The organism is Pseudomonas sp. NPDC086251, from assembly GCF_044746405.1.
Taxonomy (GTDB): domain Bacteria; phylum Pseudomonadota; class Gammaproteobacteria; order Pseudomonadales; family Pseudomonadaceae; genus Aquipseudomonas.
Genome location: NZ_JBIVBY010000007.1, coordinates 195,934 through 215,818, shown reverse-complemented (window position 1 = coordinate 215,818; position 19,885 = coordinate 195,934). Strand labels below are relative to the sequence as shown.

General features: G+C 59.7%; 17 protein-coding genes and 1 pseudogene. 6 read left to right on the top strand and 12 right to left on the bottom strand.

Annotated elements, in window-relative coordinates; translation table 11 throughout:
• Nucleotides 1–129 precede the first annotated feature (129 nt).
• On the top strand, nucleotides 130–717 hold the full coding sequence (locus ACIPL2_RS11425) for a transporter substrate-binding domain-containing protein (protein ID WP_401356116.1): 588 nt from the start codon (nucleotides 130–132) through the stop codon (nucleotides 715–717).
• Between the two features lie 142 nt (nucleotides 718–859).
• Here ACIPL2_RS11425 and ACIPL2_RS11420 read toward each other — a convergent pair whose 3' ends face one another.
• Together ACIPL2_RS11420 and ACIPL2_RS11415 are read right to left on the bottom strand one after the other, a co-directional pair.
• Nucleotides 860–1,345: a DUF523 domain-containing protein gene (locus ACIPL2_RS11420; RefSeq protein ID WP_401356113.1), complete on the bottom strand. Its 486-nt coding sequence runs from the start codon at nucleotides 1,343–1,345 to the stop codon at nucleotides 860–862.
• 2 nt (nucleotides 1,346–1,347) lie between these two features.
• On the bottom strand, nucleotides 1,348–1,980 hold the full coding sequence (locus ACIPL2_RS11415; RefSeq protein ID WP_059407280.1) for a 2OG-Fe(II) oxygenase: 633 nt from the start codon (nucleotides 1,978–1,980) through the stop codon (nucleotides 1,348–1,350).
• A 108-nt stretch (nucleotides 1,981–2,088) separates the two neighbouring features.
• Between ACIPL2_RS11415 and ACIPL2_RS11410 the strand changes: the two genes are divergently transcribed.
• Nucleotides 2,089–2,841 (top strand): DUF2059 domain-containing protein, encoded by a 753-nt coding sequence (locus ACIPL2_RS11410; RefSeq protein WP_401356112.1) that lies wholly within the window; start codon nucleotides 2,089–2,091, stop codon nucleotides 2,839–2,841.
• 105 nt (nucleotides 2,842–2,946) lie between these two features.
• Here ACIPL2_RS11410 and ACIPL2_RS11405 read toward each other — a convergent pair whose 3' ends face one another.
• Nucleotides 2,947–3,894, bottom strand: a complete 948-nt coding sequence (locus ACIPL2_RS11405) for an alpha/beta hydrolase (protein ID WP_401356110.1) — start codon at nucleotides 3,892–3,894, stop codon at nucleotides 2,947–2,949.
• A gap of 97 nt (nucleotides 3,895–3,991) precedes the next feature.
• On the opposite strand from ACIPL2_RS11405, the gene ACIPL2_RS11400 reads away from it, so the two are divergent.
• Both ACIPL2_RS11400 and ACIPL2_RS11395 read left to right on the top strand, forming a co-directional pair.
• A complete protein-coding gene (locus ACIPL2_RS11400; protein ID WP_401356108.1) occupies nucleotides 3,992–4,585 on the top strand; it encodes a DUF6436 domain-containing protein in 594 nt (197 codons plus the stop codon).
• Between the two features lie 109 nt (nucleotides 4,586–4,694).
• Nucleotides 4,695–7,094, top strand: coding sequence for a penicillin acylase family protein (locus ACIPL2_RS11395; protein WP_401356106.1), 2,400 nt, complete (start codon nucleotides 4,695–4,697; stop codon nucleotides 7,092–7,094).
• Nucleotides 7,095–7,214: 120 nt separating this feature from the next.
• On the opposite strand, the gene ACIPL2_RS11390 is transcribed toward ACIPL2_RS11395, so the two are convergent.
• On the bottom strand, nucleotides 7,215–8,180 hold the full coding sequence (locus ACIPL2_RS11390; protein ID WP_401356103.1) for a GlxA family transcriptional regulator: 966 nt from the start codon (nucleotides 8,178–8,180) through the stop codon (nucleotides 7,215–7,217).
• Nucleotides 8,181–8,494: 314 nt separating this feature from the next.
• Between ACIPL2_RS11390 and ACIPL2_RS11385 the strand changes: the two genes are divergently transcribed.
• Nucleotides 8,495–9,136 (top strand): HD domain-containing protein, encoded by a 642-nt coding sequence (locus tag ACIPL2_RS11385; RefSeq protein WP_401356100.1) that lies wholly within the window; start codon nucleotides 8,495–8,497, stop codon nucleotides 9,134–9,136.
• 143 nt (nucleotides 9,137–9,279) lie between these two features.
• Here ACIPL2_RS11385 and ACIPL2_RS11380 read toward each other — a convergent pair whose 3' ends face one another.
• The 8 genes and pseudogenes from ACIPL2_RS11380 to ACIPL2_RS11345 form a co-directional block, all read right to left on the bottom strand.
• Nucleotides 9,280–10,173: an ABC transporter permease subunit gene (locus ACIPL2_RS11380; protein ID WP_401356099.1), complete on the bottom strand. Its 894-nt coding sequence runs from the start codon at nucleotides 10,171–10,173 to the stop codon at nucleotides 9,280–9,282.
• Nucleotides 10,170–11,090: an ABC transporter permease subunit gene (locus ACIPL2_RS11375; protein WP_401356097.1), complete on the bottom strand. Its 921-nt coding sequence runs from the start codon at nucleotides 11,088–11,090 to the stop codon at nucleotides 10,170–10,172. The genes ACIPL2_RS11380 and ACIPL2_RS11375 overlap by 4 nt, the downstream gene beginning before the upstream one ends.
• Complete coding sequence (locus tag ACIPL2_RS11370) at nucleotides 11,087–12,229, bottom strand: ABC transporter ATP-binding protein (RefSeq protein WP_253433447.1); 1,143 nt, start codon at nucleotides 12,227–12,229, stop codon at nucleotides 11,087–11,089. Before ACIPL2_RS11370 ends, ACIPL2_RS11375 begins: the two co-directional genes overlap by 4 nt.
• A gap of 69 nt (nucleotides 12,230–12,298) precedes the next feature.
• Entirely contained in the window at nucleotides 12,299–13,396 is a 1,098-nt protein-coding gene (locus ACIPL2_RS11365; protein ID WP_401356093.1) for a polyamine ABC transporter substrate-binding protein, read from the bottom strand.
• 239 nt (nucleotides 13,397–13,635) lie between these two features.
• Nucleotides 13,636–14,733, bottom strand: a complete 1,098-nt coding sequence (locus ACIPL2_RS11360) for a polyamine ABC transporter substrate-binding protein (RefSeq protein WP_401356158.1) — start codon at nucleotides 14,731–14,733, stop codon at nucleotides 13,636–13,638.
• A gap of 182 nt (nucleotides 14,734–14,915) precedes the next feature.
• Nucleotides 14,916–16,280, bottom strand: coding sequence for an aspartate aminotransferase family protein (locus ACIPL2_RS11355; protein WP_401356091.1), 1,365 nt, complete (start codon nucleotides 16,278–16,280; stop codon nucleotides 14,916–14,918).
• 58 nt (nucleotides 16,281–16,338) lie between these two features.
• Nucleotides 16,339–17,697, bottom strand: coding sequence for a glutamine synthetase family protein (locus tag ACIPL2_RS11350; protein ID WP_401356088.1), 1,359 nt, complete (start codon nucleotides 17,695–17,697; stop codon nucleotides 16,339–16,341).
• A gap of 100 nt (nucleotides 17,698–17,797) precedes the next feature.
• A pseudogene (locus ACIPL2_RS11345) lies at nucleotides 17,798–18,115 on the bottom strand (gamma-glutamyl-gamma-aminobutyrate hydrolase family protein); the annotation flags it as partial.
• A 278-nt stretch (nucleotides 18,116–18,393) separates the two neighbouring features.
• Here ACIPL2_RS11345 and ACIPL2_RS11340 point away from each other — a divergent pair.
• Nucleotides 18,394–19,770 (top strand): glutamine synthetase family protein, encoded by a 1,377-nt coding sequence (locus ACIPL2_RS11340; RefSeq protein WP_010466681.1) that lies wholly within the window; start codon nucleotides 18,394–18,396, stop codon nucleotides 19,768–19,770.
• Nucleotides 19,771–19,885 lie beyond the last annotated feature (115 nt).

The following is a 19,885-nucleotide window of genomic DNA, read 5'->3' as shown; positions in this document are numbered from 1 at the left end:
CTCCAGTTTTTTCGTAAAATCCGCGTGGCCGCCACAACTTCACGGCCATTCGTTGTCGAAGGCACTCGACAACCATAGCAAAGCGAGCCTGAATCAGAGCATCGCAATAATGAATTCAAAGGAGTGACCATGCGTTTTTTGCCTGGCCTGATCTGCCTGCTACCCCTTTTGAGCCCTTTGGCTCATGCCGAACTGATTGACGATGTTAACGATCGCGGCGAATTGCGCATCGCTCTTGAGGCTAATACACCGCCGTTCAATTTCAAGGACGACGGCAAACTAACGGGCTTCGAAGTCGAACTGGGCCAACTGTTGGCCAATGAACTGGATGTACGCGCTGACTTCGTTGTCACCGACGCCAGCGATCTGCTGCCCGGCGTCGAAAGCGGCAAGTACGACGTCGCCATCAATCACATAGCAATGACCCCTGATCTCAAGGATCGTTTCGATTTCAGCGCGCCTTACAGCTACACCGATGCGCAATTGATCGCGCAGAAAGAGGAGCAGCCACGGTCGATGGTGCTGGTGCAATCGCTGACGGAAGAAAAGCCCAAAGACGGTCCGGTGGTGGGCCTGGCGATTCCGTTCCAGAAGGGCAACCCGGCGTTTCACGCCAGCCTGGAAAACGCCTTGCAGCGGATCAAGGCCGATGGGCGACTGGAAGCGTTGTCGCAGAAATGGTTTGGGGCGGACACGAGTGTGGCGCCTAAACCCTGACCAGCCAGCAATGGATCAAATGCTGGAGATCTGATGTGGGAGCGGGCTTGCTCGCGAAGGCGGTGTATCAGGCAACTTTAATGTCGACTGGTACACCGCCTTCGCGAGCAAGCCCGCTCCCACATTTGTTTTGTGTTGGTCGTTAGTGTTGCGCAGCCAGTGCCATCGCGGCTTCAGTCAACTCAAGCTCGCTGAAGACTTGCACACCATGACGTTTGAGCAGCGCCGCAGTGACGCCCTCACCACGGACCTTCACCCCACTGAACGTCCCGTCATAGGTCAGCAAATTGCCGCAGGACGGGCTGTTGGCCTTGAGCACGGCAATCCGGATGCCGTGCTTTTGCACCAGCGCCAGCGCCTGATAAGCCCCCGAGAGAAACTCGGCACTGACGTCCGCGCCGTCCGTGGTGATCACTGAGGCCTGGCCATCCAGCACTTCACCGCCCTGCCCGCCCGGGATTTCCGCCGCGGCCCTTGGCGTCGGCAAGCCACCGGCCACTTCCGGACACAACGGCACGACCCGACCTTCGTCGAGCCACTGTTGAAGCTGATCGAACGGCCCGCTGGCCCCGCCGTCGTAACGCACGCGGTGGCCCAGCAGACAGCGGCTTACCAGAATTTTCTGCATGATCAGAACGGCTCGTTGCCGCGACGCCGAAACCAGCCGGTCAACGACAGGCGCTCGCGCGTCGCGGGCAGGACTTCGTGGGGCACTTCACCCGACAGGAACACCACCAGGCTTCCGCCGGCAGGCAGCACATCGTGTTCGACACCGTCGGCCAGGTACATGCGCAACTGGCCGCCGTGCTCGGGCAGCCAGGCGTCATTGAGGTAGACCACCGCCGACACCATGCGCCGGTCGTCATCGCGGAAACGGTCGACGTGCTTGAGGTAAAAAGCACCGGGCGGGTACAGGGCGAAATGGCTTTCGAAATCTTCCAGGCCCAGGTACAAACCGCGATTCATCGCCTCGCGCAGGCTGTCCATCAGCTCCAGATAACTGTCGCACGCCAGCGCCTGACCGGGATCGATCCACTGGATATGGTCGCCTCGAATCCCCTCGCGGATCTCCGATGTCGGCCCGCGCCCCACGGCCGCCGGCGCCAATTCACCTTCGGCAGAACGTTTACGGCACTCGGCCGCCAGTTCCTGGGTCAGACCCAGAGGCAGGAAAATATTCTGCTGCGACCAGCCGTGTTCAGCCAGGTCGTCGACGATACGTAACAGCAGCGGGTGATCAGAGGGTATTTGCATGACGCGCATAGTATTCCTGCGCCTGTAAATCCGACAGAGCCGCGCAGCGGGTTGATACGAATTCTCGACAAGTACGAAGGCCACACGGAGAATAGTCGCCTGCTGACAGGAGTCCCTATGCGCCGTTTGCTTTTCTCACTGTTGATGTTCTGCGTTATGCCCGCTTGGGCAGACGGCCACGACCAGTTGTACAAGGTCGCCGGCTGGCCAGAACAACGCGCGCATTTCAACGACGCACTCTCGGCCGCTCAGCAGCGTTACCAGAACAGCCTGCCACCGGCGGTGTTCCAGGCATTGGTCAACAACAGCAATCAGCGTTTTGCACCCCAGGCCGTGGACCAGCGCGCCGAAGCGCAATTGCGCAAGACCCTCATCGATCCGAAGCCTGCGTTGACGTTCTTTCAATCGCCGCTGGGGAAGAAAATCGTCGCCGCCGAACTGCTGGCGACCCGCCGCGATCAATTGGCCAAAAACGCCAAGGGCTTGCCGAAGATGCAGGCCACTGACAGCCGCATGCTGATCATCGGCCATCTGGCCCAAGCCCTGCCCGCTCGCGAAGCCGGCGCGGAAGTGAGCCTGGCGATTGCCGGCGTCGCCGCCGACAGCCTCAGCTCGATGATCCCCGGTTTGCTTGGTGGTGGTCAGGCGCAAGGGATGTTGAACGGACAGCGCCAGCGCTTGATGGACCAGATCGGCAGCGACTTGAACAACACGCTGCTGTATGTCTATCGCGACCTGTCGGATGACGAACTGGAAGAATTCGCCACGTTTGCCGAGTCGGCTGAGGGCAAGGCTTATTACCAGGCAGCGCTGGCGGCGATTCGCGCGGGGTTGGCGGTGGGGCAGGATACGTCGAGTCTTCGCCAGTAATTTTCGGCGCCTGATAAATTGCTTTCGCGGGCAAGCCTCGCTCCTACAGGGGAACGCGATCAACTGTAGGAGCGAGGCTTCCCCGCGAAGAGGCCCTAACGGTCGCTAAAGATTTCGACCCTTGATCCGCTTCGTCAAAAACCCGAAATACTCCCCCCGCAACGCCAGCGTTTCATTCGCCAGATGATGCCGCGCCTCGGGCAACATCAACACCTGCGGCCGATCAAACTTGCCTCGCAGCACCTCAAGGTTGTGCTGCCAATCCACCGTCATGTCCGCCTGCCCCTGCACAATCAGCGGTCGTCGCGTGCTGCCCGGTGCAGCTTCGATGCGCTTGATCCACCGCGCCAGCGCACCGACCCAGGCCGTCGGCAAGCGCAGCGGTTGCAGCGGATCAGCTTGCAGGAACGGCAAGAAATCCGGGTCGTTGGAGTTCTCGCTGAAGCGCCGGGCGATGGCTTTGACGAACGGCTTGAGCAGGTAATAGCTGAGCTGCGACCAGCCCCAGGCTCGCGGCCTCACCAATGGCGACAGCAGAATCACCTGGCCCTGGGCCGGGCTGCTGGCGCCCTGGTTGAGCACATGATCGATCACGATCGCGCCACCGGTGCTTTGCCCGCACAGGTGCCACGGTTGTGGCAGATCGAGGGACAACGCCTCGGCAAACAACCCTTGCAGCGTGTCCTGATACTCGGCGAAATCCTTGATGCTCGCCCGTTCGCCACTGGACAACCCGTGCCCCGGCAGGTCGCAGGCAATCACTGCAAAACCCTGGTCCAGCGCCCACTCGATCACGTGCCGGTAGAGCCCAGTGTGATCATAGAAACCATGGAACAAAAACAGCGTCGCTTTCGCTCGCTCGGGCCACCAGACCTGACTGACCACGTCATAACCATCCACCGCGAAACGCCCCAGACCGCTGCGTAAATCGCGTCCCGGAAAATCCAGCCCGTAAAACCGCTGGTAAGCCAGCGCTTCCACCGACAACGGCTGACCCTCGGCCAATGGCCGCAGGCTGGCACGCAGGTGATCGGGGTCGAAAGTGGCAGACATGAGCAATTCCAGAACTCGAAACAGACTTTATGGGCCTGCGATATTCATCTGTCGCGGCAAGCATGGCAAGCTGGGCGACCTTCGAGGATTGAAACCCATGCGCTCGGCCTACCGCACCACACTGCTTGCCAGCCTGCTCGCCCTCGTGTGCGCCGGCGTCCTGTGGGCCGCTTACGACTGGTTTCAGGGGCGCTACCTGCGAGCGTTCAGCTCACACACCGCCGTATTTTCCGGCGATCCGTTGCGCCTGCCCGACAACCTCGCCGGCCCCGGCGCCATCCGCCTCGTGCACTTCTGGGACCCGGCCTGCCCGTGCAACGTCGGCAATCAACAGCACCTGACCGAACTGGTTGAACACTATGTACCGCAAGGCGTCGAGTTTTATGCGGTACAAAAGCCCGGCAGCCACGGTCAGTTGCCCAGCACGTTGAGCAGTTTGAAAAGCATCACCGTGCTGCCCGGCTCCGAACAGATCCCCGCCAGCCCGGCGGTGGCGATCTGGGATCGCAGCGGCAAACTGGCGTATTTCGGCCCGTACAGCGAAGGCCTGACCTGCAACTCGAGCAACAGCTTTATCGAGCCGATCCTGCAAGCACTGAACGAAGGCCGCGCCGTGAATGCCACGCACACACTCGCGGTGGGGTGTTACTGCCCGTGGCCGGTCGAGACAAAAGTCGACACAAAGCAGTAGCACTCTGAAGAGGCGAATCCCTCCTAAGTGCGATGGTCCGGTCGGCAAGCCGTGCTAAAAAGTGGCGCCAGGGAACTGCAGCCACTCATAACAAAAACAAGGAATCACCATGAAACGTAGCCTGACCGTTCTTGCCGTGCTGATCGTCGTGCTCGCCGCAGGCAGCGGTTGGTACGTCTACAGCAAGCAGCCGTCACGCCAGGGCCTGGTTGAGTTGCAGCACCTGCAAGGTTCGGTCACCGTGCGCTACGACGAGCGCGGCATCCCGCACATCCGCGCCGACAACGAAACCGACCTGTACCGCGCCCTCGGTTACGTGCATGCCCAGGACCGACTGTTTCAGATGGAAGTCCTGCGCCGACTCGCGCGCGGCGAGCTGGCCGAAATCCTCGGCCCGAAACTGCTCGATACCGACAAACTGATGCGCAGCCTGCGCATTCGCGAACGCGCCGAAACCTATCTGGTGAACCTGGACAAACAGTCGCCAACCTTTATCGCCATGCAAGCCTATCTCGACGGCATCAATCAATATCAGGACAGCCACGCAAAACCCGTGGAGTTCGATGTGCTGGGCATTCCCAAGCGCCCGTTCACCGCCCAGGACACCATCAGCATTGCCGGCTACATGGCCTACAGTTTTGCCGCGGCGTTTCGTACCGAACCGTTGCTGACCTTCGTACGGGATCAGTTGGGGGCCAGCTACCTGTCGGTCTTCGATCTCGATTGGCAGCCCAAAGGTGTGCTCAACGGCAGCACGCCAGCCCTCGCCAGTGCCGACTGGAAAGACCTCAACGCCCTCGCCCGTTTGAGCAAACAGGCGCTGGCCGACAATGGCCTGCCACAGTTCGAGGGCAGCAACGCCTGGGTCGTCTCCGGCAGCCATACCAAAAGCGGCAAGCCGCTATTGGCCGGCGATCCGCACATCCGCTTCTCCGCGCCGTCGGTGTGGTACGAAGCGCACCTTTCGGCACCGGGTTTCGAACTCTACGGCCACTATCAGGCCTTGATGCCGTTCGCTTCCCTGGGGATGAACCGTGACTTTGGCTGGAGCATCACCATGTTCCAGAACGATGACCTCGACCTGATCGCCGAGAAGGTCAACCCGGATAATCCCAATCAGGTCTGGTATCGCGGCAAATGGGTGGACATGGTGACCAGCGAACAGCAGATCGCCGTCAAGGGTCAGCCACCGGTAACGCTGGTACTGCGTCAGTCGCCGCACGGCCCGATCGTCAACGATGCGCTGGGCAGCAGCGTCGGCAAAACGCCGATCGCCATGTGGTGGGGGTTTCTCGAAAGTCAGAATCCGATCCTTGAAGGCTTCTACCAGCTCAACCGCGCCGACACCCTGGCCAAGGCTCGCAGTGCCGCCGCCAAGGTCCAGGCACCGGGCCTGAACATCGTCTGGGCCAATGCCAAGGGCGATATCGGTTGGTGGGCGGCCGCGCAGTTGCCGAAACGTCCGGCGGGCGTGCGTCCGGGTTTCATCCTCGACGGCAGCACGGCCGAGGCGGACAAGGACGGCTTCTACCCGTTCAGCGCCAACCCTCAGGAAGAGAACCCGGCGCGGGGCTACATCGTCTCGGCCAACTTCCAGCCGGTGTCGCCGACCGGCATGGAGATTCCCGGCTATTACAACCTGGCGGATCGGGGCCAGCAGCTCAATCGCCAGCTCAGCGACAAAAACACCAAGTGGGACCTGGACGCCAGCCAGAAGCTGCAACTGGGCACCACCACCGCCTACGGTCCGCGGTTGCTGGCGCCGTTGCTGCCGGTATTGCGCGAAGTGGTAAGCGATCCCGCCGAGCTTAAACTGGTGGAGCAACTGGCCCAGTGGAAAGGCGACTACCCGCTGGATTCCACCAGCGCCACGCTGTTCAACCAGTTCCTGTTCAACCTGGCTGACGCAACGATGCACGATGAGCTGGGCAATGACTTTTTTGAAACGCTGCTCTCGACCCGGATAATCGACGCCGCGCTGCCACGCCTGGCCGCAACCGCCGACTCGCCGTGGTGGGACAACCGCAACACCCTCGGCAAGGAAACCCGTGCCGATACGGTCAAGGGGGCGTGGCAAGCGAGCATCGCTCACCTCAAGACCACGCTGGGTGCGGATTTCGCGCAATGGCAGTGGGGCAAGGCGCACACGTTGACCCATGGTCATCCACTGGGCCAACAGAAGCCGCTGGACCGGATCTTCAACGTCGGCCCGTTCGCGGCGCCCGGCACTCACGAAGTGCCGAACAACCTCTCGGCCAAGATCGGCCCGGCACCGTGGCCCGTGACCTATGGCCCATCGACCCGGCGCCTGATCGACTTCGCCGACCCGGCCCACAGCCTGACCGTCAACCCGGTTGGCCAGAGCGGCGTGCCGTTCGACAGCCACTATGACGACCAGGCCGAAGCGTACATCGAAGGGATCTACTACCAGGCGCATCTCAACGACGAGGAAGTCACGGCCAATACCCGCAGTACATTGAAGCTGTTGCCGGCGCGGTCTGCTCAGTAGATTTTCGGTGGCGGGGCGGACGCCTTCGCGGGCAAGCCTCGCTCCTACAGGTTACGCGTCGCTCTTGTAGGAGCGAGGCTTGCCCGCGAAGAGGCCCTTACAAACACCATCAACGCTGGCTCAAACCATCGCCGCAAAGTTCAGCCTGAACTGCTGCGGCGTCACCCCCAGCCTGCGGTTGAACACACTGCGCATGTGCTGGGCATCGCGGAACCCGCACTGATACGCCACGGTCTTGAGCGGCGAGTTCGTGCTTTCGAGCAGCACCCGCGCCGCATCCACCCGCGCCCGCTCGACGAATTCCGCCGGGGTGATTTTCGCTTCTTTGACGAACACTCGGGAAAAGTTGCGCGCGCTCATGTTGGCGGCGTTAGCCAGGTCGGCAATCGTCAGGTCGCCGGTGAGATTGGCCAACACGTAGAGCTGCACCAACGCCACCGCCGACGTCGGTTCCGCGTGTGGCGTGAGGAACGGGCTGAACTGCGATTGCCCGCCCGAGCGTTGAGTGAACACCACCAGCCGCTTGGCCACGCTGAGGGCCACTTCCGGCCCGTGATCCCGACCCAGCAGGTACAACGACAGATCGATCCCCGCCGTGACTCCGGCCGACGTATACAGCTCGCCGTCCTGCACGTACAGGCGATCCGCGTCGACCTGCGTCGATGGGCACAACGTCGCCAGCGCCGCCGCGTCGCCCCAGTGGGTGGTCACTGTTCGCCCTTCGAGCAATCCGGCGCGTGCAAGCATGAACGCGCCGTTGCAGATCGAGCCAAAGCGCTGCGCCAGCGCACAGGCATCGCGCAGCCAGGCATCGAACGCCGCGCCGAAATTCAGGAACGGCAACTGCGGCCCACCGGCCACCAGCAGCAAGTCATAAGCCTCCAGCGCCTCGCTGAAATGCCGATGGGCATTGAGTGACAAGCCGTTGGAGCAGGCCATCACCCCACGCTCGACCCCGATCACCTCCAGCCGATAGTGATCTTCCGGCGCCAGGAACCGATTGGCTTCGGAAAACACATCCATGGGACCGGTGACGTCCAGCGACTGGACGCCTGCGAACACCACGATGGCAACGGTTTTACTCATGACATGAATCGCCTTCTATGGCTCTGAATGCACCAAGACCTGTAGGAGCGAGCTCGCTCGCGATGGACGTGAGGACGCCGCGTTCATCCAGGCAGCCCGCGTCATCGTTGACGTCCATCGCGAGCAAGCTCACTCCTACAGGGAATGTGTTTATCCCGATCAAACTTAGCCAAGCCGCGGGCAACAAGCGAGGTTGGCGCGATATGCAGGTTCATTGGCAAGGATCGCAGCCATGGATCGATTGTCCGGTTTGGGGTGTGGGAACAGACTTGTTCCATCAGCGCCGCCACGGCGTTCCCCACGAGGAAAGCACCATGAGCAGCACCATCGCCGGTATCAAAATCCCCGACAGCGCGTTGGCCAAGGCCACCACTGAATACATTCGCGACGTCGAATCAGACCTGCTGTATCACCACTCACGCCGGGTGTTTCTGTTCGGCGCCTTGAGTGGCGAACGCAAGCAACTGGCCTACAACCCCGAGTTGTTGTACGTCGGCGCGATGTTCCATGACTTGGGTCTGGTGGAAGGTCACCGCACTGACAATGAGCGTTTCGAAGTCGATAGCGCCAACGCCGCCAAAGCGTTCCTCCAGCCTTACGGTTTCTCGGACGACGATATCGAGCAGGTGTGGTTGTCGATTGCCTTGCACACCACACCGGGCGTGCCGCAACACTTGCGCCCAAACGTGGCGCTGGTGACGGCCGGTGTCGAGATGGATGTGTTGGGGATTGATTACGCCGCCTTCCCCACCGTGCAACGTGAGGCGGTGGTGCATGCGCATCCACGGGGCGAAGGGTTCAAGGAATGCATCCTGTGTGCGTTCGCCAATGGCTTCAAACACCGGCCGGACACCACGTTCGGTACCGTGAACGCGGACGTGCTGGTGGACAGCGAGCCGGGCTTCAAGCCGATGAACTTCGTCGAGATCATCCGCAAGTCACCTTGGGTTTCCTAAAACCAAATGTGGGAGCGGGCTTGCTCGCGAAGAGAGAGTGTCAGTTGACATTAATGCCGTCTGACACACCACTTTCGCGAGCAAGCCCGCTCCCACATTGGATCTGGGTTGGCCACACAATAGTGTGTCAACCCATCTCAGGCTTAAGCCGCTTCCGGCGCCTGCTGTGCGCGACGCACGTCCGGTTGTTTCCAGGAGTCGGCAGCGCTTTCTTCGATGGCCTGCTGGATCGCACGTTTGCGACTTTCTTCGGCGCGGCGGCTGAAGAACCAGACCAGGAATGTCATCAGCGAGACCGCCAGCAGAATCAGGCTGGCCACGGCGTTGATCTCGGGTTTCACGCCCAGGCGCACCGCCGAGAACACTTCCATCGGCAGGGTCGTCGAACCCGGACCGGAGACGAAGCTCGCCAACACCAGGTCATCCAGCGACAGCGCGAAGGACATCATGCCGCCGGCCCCCAGCGATGGCGCGATCATCGGGATGGTGATCAGGAAGAACACCTTCCACGGCCGCGCACCGAGGTCCATGGCTGCCTCTTCGATGGACAGGTCCAGCTCACGCAAGCGCGCCGACACCACCACCGCCACATACGCCGCACAGAACGTGGTGTGGGCGATCCAGATGGTGACGATGCCGCGCTCCTGCGGCCAACCGATCATCTGCGCCATGGCCACGAACAGTAGCAGCAGCGACAGACCGGTGATCACTTCCGGCATCACCAACGGCGCCGTCACCAGGCCACCGAACAGCGTGCGGCCCTTGAAGTGGGTGATACGGGTCAGCACGAAGGCCGCCAGCGTACCCAGCGCCACTGCGGCCACCGCCGTGTAGCAGGCGATTTCCAGCGAGCGCACCACCGAGCCCATCAGTTGGGTGTTGTCCATCAAGCCGACGTACCACTTGATCGACCAGCCGCCCCACACCGTCACCAGTTTCGAGGCGTTGAACGAGTAGATCACCAGGATCAGCATCGGTGCGTAGATGAACAGCAGACCCGCTATCAACATGAAGCTTGAGAAACGGAAGCGCTTCATTCTTTGCCCTCCATTTCTTTGGCCTGACTACGGTTGAACAGGATGATCGGCACAATCAGGATCAACAGCATCACCACCGCCAGGGCAGAGGCCACCGGCCAGTCACGGTTATTGAAGAACTCTTGCCAGAGCACTTTACCGATCATCAGGGTTTCCGGACCGCCGAGCAGTTCCGGGATCACGAACTCACCGACCACCGGAATGAACACCAGCATGCAGCCGGCAACGATGCCGTTCTTGGACAGCGGAATGGTGATTTTCCAGAAGCTGTTGAAGGTACTCGAACCGAGGTCCGATGCGGCTTCCAGCAGACTGTTGTCGTGCTTCACCAGGTTGGCATAGAGCGGCAGGATCATGAACGGCAGATAGGAGTAAACGACACCAATATAGACCGCGAGGTTGGTGTTGAGGATCTGCAGTGGCTCGTCGATCCAGCCCATGCTCATCAGGAAGCCGTTCAACAGGCCGTTGTTGCTGAGGATGCCCATCCACGCATACACGCGGATCAGGATCGCGGTCCAGGTCGGCATCATGATCAGCAGCACCAGCACCGTTTGCATTTCTTTGCGGGCACTGGCAATGGCGTAGGCCATCGGGTAGCCGATCAGCAAACAGAGGACGGTGCTGATCAGCGCCATCTTCAACGAGCCGAGGTAAGCGGCGATGTACAACTCGTCGCCGGCCAGCATCGCGTAGTTGCTCAGGTTAAGCAGCAACTGCACTTTCTGGTCGAGGTAGCTGTAGATTTCGGTGTACGGCGGAATGGCCACGTCGGCTTCGGCGAAGCTGATCTTCAACACGATGAAGAACGGCAACATGAAGAACAGGAACAGCCAGATGAACGGAACCCCGATGACCAGCTGACGGCCACCGGGAATTATTCGATTGAGGCGGCGTTTGAATTTGCGCATGTTCATGAGCGAAGTACCACGCCGCTGTCGTCTTCCCAATACACGTAAACCTGATCACCCCAGGTTGGGCGCTGACCACGGCGCTCGGCATTGGCGACGAACGACTGGACAATCTTGCCGCTCGGCAACTCGACGTAGAACACCGAATGGCCACCGAGGTAGGCGATGTCGTGCACCTTGCCGCTGGACCAGTTGTAGTCGCAGGTCGGCATGGTCGGCGTCACCAGCAGTTTTTCCGGACGGATCGCGTAGGTCACGGATTTGTCCTGCACCGAGGTGCTGATGCCGTGGCCGACGTAGATCTGGCGATCCAGGTCCTTGCAGGTAATGATCGCGTGGCCTTCGGCGTCGTCGATCACTTCGCCGTCGAAGATGTTGACGTTGCCGATGAATTCGCAGACCAGGCGACTGGTCGGGGTTTCGTAGATGTCGATCGGGCTGCCGATCTGGGCGATCCAGCCCAGGTGCATGATCGCGATGCGCTCGGCCATGGTCATGGCCTCTTCCTGGTCGTGGGTCACCATGACGCAGGTTACGCCGACGCGCTCGATGATCTCGACCAGCTCCAGCTGCATTTGCGAACGCAGCTTCTTGTCCAGCGCACCCATCGGTTCGTCGAGCAGCAACAGCTTCGGTCGCTTGGCCAGCGAACGGGCCAACGCCACACGCTGACGCTGGCCACCGGACAGTTGATGCGGCTTACGCTTGGCGTATTGGCTCATCTGTACCAGCTTGAGCATGTCGGCCACGCGCGCATCGACTTCAGCGGCGGGTAGCTTGTCCTGCTTGAGGCCGAAGGCGATGTTCTGCGCCACGGTCATGTGCGGGAACAAGGCGTAGGACTGGAACATCATGTTGATCGGCCGCTCGTACGGCGGCATGTCGGTGATGTCTACGCCATCAAGGAAAATCCGCCCCTCCGTGGGCCGTTCGAAACCTGCGAGCATGCGCAGCAAGGTGGATTTGCCCGATCCCGAACCGCCGAGCAAGGCGAAAATCTCGCCTTTCTTGATTTCCAGGGACACATCGTCCACGGCAATCGTCTCGTCGAACTTCTTCGTGACCCGGTCGATTTTGACCAACACCTGTTTAGGTGATTGGTCGCCCTCGAGGGCTTTCTTATAGGCGCCGGAGGCAACTGCCATTTACGAAACTCCCAACAAAATTGCAGTTCGCCCGAGGCGAGCGAACCTTGGATAGTTTGAGCCTTACAGCTATTTACCCGACTTGACCTTGGTCCAGCTGCGGGTCATCAAACGTTGAATGTTTGGTGGTAACTCGATGGACACATAGGTCTTGTCGAGGACTGCTTGCGGTGGATAAACCGACTCGTCGGTGCGGATGGACTGCTCCATCAGTTTGTCCGACCCAGGGTTAGGGTTGGCGTAGCCGACGTAATCACTGACCTGGGCGATCACCTCGGGTTTCAGCAAATAGTTGATGAAGGCGTGGGCTTCCTTGACGTTGGCCGCATCCTTGGGGATTGCCAGCATGTCGAACCACAGCGCGCCGCCTTCCTTTGGAATCGAATAGGCGATGTTCATGCCTTTGCCGGCTTCAGCCGCGCGGGCCTTTGCCTGGATCATGTCGCCGGAAAAACCGATCGCCACGCAGATATCGCCGTTGGCCAAATCTGCGATGTATTTTGAAGAGTGGAAATAGGTCACGTAAGGCCGCACTGCCAGCAACTTGGCTGTCGCCTTCTCATAGTCTTTGGGGTCGGTGCTGTTGGCGTTGAGGCCCATATAGTTGAGCACGGTGGGCATCATTTCATCGGCGGAATCGAGGAACGACACGCCGCAGCTGTGCAATTTCTTGATGTTTTCCGGCTCGAACACCACATCCCAGGAGTCGATCTTGTCGAGACCGAGCACTTCCTTGACCTTGTCGACGTTGTAACCGATGCCGTTGGTGCCCCACAGATACGGCGCGGCGTACTGGTTACCCGGATCGTTTTGCTCCAGGCGCTTGAGCAGCACCGGGTCGAGGTTGGAATAGTTGGGCAGCAGCTTCTTGTCGAGCTTCTGGAAAGCGCCGGCCTTGATCTGCTTGCCGAGGAAGTGGTTGGACGGCACGACCACGTCGTAACCGGTACGCCCGGCGAGCAACTTGCCTTCCAGGGTTTCGTTGGAATCGAAGACGTCATACACCGGCTTGATGCCGGTCTCTTTCTGGAAGTCTGCCAGGGTGGTCGATCCGATGTAGTCCGACCAGTTATAAATATGCACAGTGCCGGCGGCCTGGACACTAACGGCGAGCGTTAGTCCGGCGCCGACCAGCAAGGCATTGCGCAACAAAGAAAAAATAGGCAAGTGAAGGTCCTCTAAAATGAGTTGGGCCCAAGTTGCCCCGTGTTACATGACAGCCTTGGCTGCCTGACAACAAAACCGGCGCGCAACTTACCCTCGAAAAACCGTTCCAGCAAACTTTTACACAAGACCTGTAGGAGCGAGCTTGCTCGCGATGAACCTGAGAGCACCGCTGGGTGTCAGGCACCCAGCGTTATCGTTGACGACCATCGCGAGCAAGCTCGCTCCTACAAGGGTTTTACTTACTTACCGGATTTGATCTTGGTCCAGCTGCGCGTCAGGATCCGCTGGGTCGCGGCCGGCAAGTCGGCAATCGCGTACAGCTTGGCCAACACGTCTGCTGGCGGGTAGATGCCCGGGTCGGCAGTGATGTCTTTATCCACCAACGGGGTTGCCGCCGCGTTACCGTTCGGGAAGCGTACGGCGTTGGTGATGGCCGCCATGACTTCCGGCTTCTGCAGGTAGGTCATGAACTTGTAGGCGCCTTCGACGTTTTCGGCATCTTTAGGGATGGCGACCATGTCGTAGAAGCTGCCCGCACCTTCTTTCGGAATGTTGTAGCTGACTTTTACCTTGTCACCGGCTTCAGCCGCACGGGACTTGGCCTGGTAGATGTCACCCGAGTAACCCACGGCCACGCAGATGTTGCCGTTGGCCAGGTCGGAGATGTACTTGGACGAGTGGAAGTAGGCGATCGAAGGACGGACCTTCATGATCAGCGCTTCGGCCTTGTCGATGTCTTCTTTCTTCTGGCTGTCGGTTGGCAGGCCCAGGTAATGCAGCGCCACCGGAATCATCTCGGTAGGCGAATCGAGGAGGCTGATACCGCACGACTTCAACTTGGCGGCGTTTTCAGGCTTGAAGATCAGGTCCCAGGAATCGGTCGGTGCGTCGGCACCCAGTGCAGCCTTGACCTTCTCGGCGTTGAAACCGATACCGATCGAACCCCACATGTAAGGGAAGGCATGTTCGTTGCCAGGGTCGCTCACCGATACCGCTTTGAGCAGGTCGGGGTTCAGGTTTTTCCAGTTGGGCAGCTTGGACTTGTCCAGCTTCTGGTAAACACCGGCCTTGATCTGCTTGGCCAGGAAGTTGTTCGACGGTACGACGATGTCGTAGCCGGACTTGCCTGCCAGCAACTTGGCTTCCAGGGTTTCGTTGCTGTCAAAAACGTCGTACACCACCTTGATCCCGGACTCTTTTTCGAAGTTCGCGATGGTGTCCGGTGCAATGTAATCAGACCAGTTGTACACGTGAAGAACTTTGTCGTCCGCCTGAACTGCGCCCGCCATCACGCCCATCAGGGACATGGCGAGGAGGGTCTTGCCAGCTATCTTCATACCTAATGCCTTCATGGGTAATGCTCCAATTTTTCTTTTTAACCACGTGCTCAGCGGCCTTTCCCGGGCACTCCGAACAAGCGGTAGTCTGGCAAGATCCAAGGCAGGCTTTCAAGGAAAGACCCATCCTTTGTTTGCTCCGAGCGAAATGCAAACTTCACACCCCGCTCAGAGCCTAGCACTTAGCCCTGCAACGCACTCAGCGTCAGGTCCAGACACTTGCGTGCCTTTGTAACCAACTCATCGATTTCTGCCGGTGTGATCACCAGCGGCGGAGCAATGATCATGGTGTCGCCCACGGCGCGCATGATCAGGCCGTTCTCGAAGCAGAACGTGCGGCAGATCATGCCGACGCCCTTGCCTTCGTAACGTTTGCGAGTGGCCTTGTCCTGCACCAGCTCGATGGCCCCCAACAGACCGACCCCACGCACTTCGCCCACCAACGGGTGATCGCTCAATTCCCGTAGACGCTTTTGCAAATAGGGTGCCGTTTCTGCATGAACGCGCTCGACAATTTTTTCTTCGCGCAGGATGCGGATGTTTTCCAGCGCTACCGCAGCAGCCACCGGGTGCCCGGAATAGGTGAAGCCGTGGTTGAAATCGCCGCCCTCGTTGAGCACCGCGACCACTTCGTCACGCACGATCAGGCCACCCATAGGGATGTAGCCGGAGGTCAGGCCTTTGGCGATGGTCATCATGTCGGGCTTGAGGTCGTAGAAATCGGTACCGAACCACTCACCGGTACGGCCGAAACCACAAATCACTTCGTCCGCCACGAACAGGATGTCGTACTTGGCGAGGATTTCCTTGATGCGCGGCCAGTAGCTGTCTGGCGGAATGATCACGCCGCCGGCGCCCTGGATCGGCTCGGCAATAAAGGCACCGACGTTGTCGACGCCGACTTCCAGAATCTTCTCTTCCAGCTGATTGGCCGCCCAGATACCGAACTCTTCCGGGGTCATGTCGCCGCCTTCAGCGAACCAGTACGGCTGGGCGATGTGGACGATGCCCGGGATCGGCAAGTCGCCCTGCTCGTGCATGTAAGTCATGCCACCCAGGCTCGCGCCAGCCACGGTGGAACCGTGATAGCCGTTCTTGCGGCTGATGATGACTTTCTTTTTCGGCTGGCCCTTGATCGCCCAATAGTGACGAACCATACGCAGCATGGTGTCGTTGCCTTCGGAACCGGAACCGGTGAAGAACACGTGATTCATGCCTTCCGGTGCGATGTCGGCGATGGCCTTGGCCAGTTCCAGCACCGGCGGGTGAGCGGTCTGGAAGAACAGGTTGTAATAAGGCAATTCGCGCATTTGCTTGCTGGCGGCATCAGCCAGTTCATCGCGACCGTAGCCGATCGCAACGCACCACAGGCCGGCCATGCCGTCGAGGATCTTGTTGCCTTCGCTGTCCCAGAGGTAAACGCCTTTGGCGGTGGTGATGATCCGCGGGCCTTTCTCTTTCAGCTGCTTGAAGTCGCTGAACGGGGCCAGGTGGTGATCATTGCTCAGGGTTTGCCACTCACGGGTTTGCGGGTTGTTGCTGGTCATGCGAATTCTCCTAAGGTTGCAGTGGAGGGCGCCGCCAAGTGCAGCGGCGCCCGGCGCATCAGACGGCGAAGAGCAGGAATTCCCGCTCCCACGAACTGATCACGCGCTTGAAGTTTTCATGCTCGGCCCGCTTGACCGCGACGTAGCCAGTGATGAATTTCTTGCCCAGGTATTTCTCGATGGTCGCGCTGTTTTCCATGCGTTCCAGCGCGTCTTCGATGGTCAGTGGCAGGCGCAGGTTGCGGCGTTCATAGCCACGCCCCACCACCGGCGCACTCGGGTTCAAGCCTTCGACCATGCCGACGTAACCGCAGAGCAGGCTCGCGGCAATCGCCAGGTACGGGTTGGCGTCGGCGCCCGGCAGGCGGTTTTCCACCCGACGGTTTTGTGGCCCGGCATCCGGCACCCGCAGGCCCACGGTGCGGTTCTCTTCGCCCCACTCCACGTTCACCGGTGCCGAGGTGTCCGGCAGGAAGCGGCGGAACGAGTTGACGTTCGGGGCGAACAGCGGCAACAGCTCGGGGATCAGTTTCTGCAAGCCACCGATGTGGTTCAGGAACAGCTGGCTCATGGTCCCGTCTTCGTTGGAGAAAACGTTCTTGCCGGTCTCGATGTCGATGATGCTCTGGTGCAAGTGCATCGCGCTGCCCGGCTCGCCGGTCATGGGCTTGGCCATGAAGGTCGCGGCCACGTCGTGCTTGAGCGCGGCTTCGCGCATGGTGCGCTTGAACACCAGGATCTGGTCGGCCAGGGACAAGGCATCGCCGTGACGGAAGTTGTTTTCCATCTGCGCCGTGCCGTCCTCGTGGATCAGCGTGTCGAGGTCCAGTTCCTGCAGTTCGCACCAGTCGTAGACGTCTTCGAACAGCGGATCGAATTCGTTCGCCGCTTCAATCGAGAACGACTGGCGGCCGATTTCCGGGCGCCCGGAGCGGCCGATCGGCGGCTGCAACGGATAGTCCGGGTCGTCGCTGCGCTTGGTCAGGTAAAACTCCATTTCCGGCGCCACGATCGGCTGCCAGCCCTTGTCGGCATAGAGTTTCAGGACCTTCTTGAGCACGTTGCGCGGCGACAGCTCGATCGGGTTGCCCTGCTTGTCGTAGGTGTCGTGGATCACCTGGGCGGTGGGCTCGATGGCCCACGGCACGAGAAACACCGCGTTCGCGTCGGGGCGGCAGATCATGTCGATGTCGGCCGGGTCGAGCAGTTCGTAATAGATGTCGTCTTCGACATAGTCGCCGGTCACGGTCTGCAACAGAACGCTCTCGGGCAGGCGCATGCCCTTTTCGGCAATGAACTTGTTGGTCGGCGAAATCTTGCCCCGGGTGATCCCGGTCAAGTCGGCGATCATGCATTCGACTTCTGTGATCTTGTGGTCTTTCAACCAATCGGTGAGCTGGTCGAGGTTGTGACTCATAAATGCCTCTTAGGCTGAGTTTCCTGACTCTTATAAGTCAGGCGTTGTTTGACGCATCGGCGTCGCGTGGTACAGATTGCCACTGCCATTGCCGCGCACAAATACCCGCCGCGACAATGGCGTGGTAAACGGAGAGTAAAGCAGCGCGTGCAGAATGATGAGCAGCGCCCGACGTATTGGCCGGGCCGCCACCGTGAAACGGTTCTATATTGGAAGTAGCGTCGGTCAAGAGAATGTCGTGCAAACCGTCCAGAATATCGGACGGTGCCCGCCAAAGTGCCGGGGAAGAAAGAGTCGACGGCACGCCTTTGGCAACACTGGCCTGAGCGTGAACGTACGGGTCGCCACTGATGTGGTAAGCATGCAGACCGATCTGCCTTGAGCATTCGGTGACGCCGATTAACGGCAGGCGAGACATGAAGCACCCCGGTATTATTGGTGTTATGGGTTTGAATCGAGCTTAGCCTTGTTCATTTTTTTACACAACACCCCCGTAAAAAATACAACACGGCCCGCTCAAGCCTGCGGTCGCTAAAGCGTTCAAAGGCATAAAAACGCCCCAAACTGCCTCAAAAAAGCCCTGCGAGCGCTTTTTTAGGGCAAAAAAGGCCTCGCTTGACTTCGGCATGCCGTTCGGGTTGACTGGAATCCGAAGAGATCAATGATTGATATTTTTAACAACAAAGGTGTTGCATCATGTCGGTACCCCCGCGTGCCGTTCAGCTTAACGAAGCGAACGCGTTCCTTAAGGAACATCCTGAGGTTCTGTACGTTGACCTTCTGATTGCGGATATGAATGGTGTGGTGCGCGGCAAGCGCATTGAACGCACCAGCCTCCACAAGGTTTACGAGAAAGGCATCAACCTGCCGGCCTCTCTATTTGCTCTGGATATCAATGGCTCGACGGTGGAAAGCACCGGCCTGGGCCTGGACATCGGCGATGCTGACCGAATCTGCTATCCAATCCCTGACACCCTGTGCAACGAGCCTTGGCAGAAGCGCCCTACCGCGCAACTGTTAATGACCATGCACGAACTCGAAGGTGAACCTTTCTTCGCGGATCCCCGTGAAGTACTGCGTCAAGTTGTGACCAAGTTCGACGAGATGGGCCTGACCATCTGCGCCGCGTTCGAACTGGAGTTCTACCTGATCGACCAGGAGAACGTGAACGGTCGCCCGCAACCACCGCGCTCGCCGATTTCCGGCAAACGCCCGCACTCGACTCAGGTTTACCTGATCGACGACCTCGACGAATACGTCGACTGCCTCCAGGACATTCTGGAAGGTGCGAAAGAGCAAGGCATCCCTGCCGACGCGATCGTCAAGGAAAGTGCCCCGGCGCAGTTCGAAGTGAACCTGCACCACGTGGCTGACCCGATCAAGGCCTGCGACTACGCGGTGTTGCTCAAGCGCCTGATCAAGAACATCGCCTACGACCATGAAATGGACACCACCTTCATGGCCAAGCCTTACCCGGGCCAGGCGGGCAACGGTCTGCACGTCCACATCTCGATTCTCGATAAAGATGGCAAGAATATTTTTGCCAGTGAGGATCCCGAGCAGAACGCCGCACTGCGTCACGCGATCGGCGGTGTGCTCGAGACCCTACCGGCGCAGATGGCTTTCCTCTGCCCGAACGTCAACTCCTACCGTCGTTTCGGCGCACAGTTCTACGTGCCGAACTCGCCGTGCTGGGGCCTGGACAACCGCACCGTGGCGATTCGCGTACCGACCGGCTCGTCCGACGCCGTACGTATCGAACACCGTGTGGCTGGCGCCGACGCCAACCCGTACCTGCTGATGGCTTCGGTCCTGGCAGGCGTGCACCACGGTCTGACCAACAAGATCGAACCTGGCGCACCCGTGGAAGGCAACAGCTACGAGCAGAACGAGCAAAGCCTGCCGAACAACCTGCGCGATGCATTGCGCGAGCTGGACGACAGCGAAGTCATGGCCAAGTACATCGATCCGAAGTACATCGATATCTTCGTGGCCTGCAAGGAAAGTGAGCTGGAGGAGTTCGAACACTCCATCTCCGACCTTGAGTACAACTGGTACCTGCATACCGTGTAAGTGGTTGCAGCAAAGAAGAACGCCGCCGGCCTCACAGCTTGCGGCGTTTTTTTATGGTTTTTTTTCAGCGGGACCGAGGCGCCTGCTTCGCGAGCAAGCCCGCTCCCACATTTGA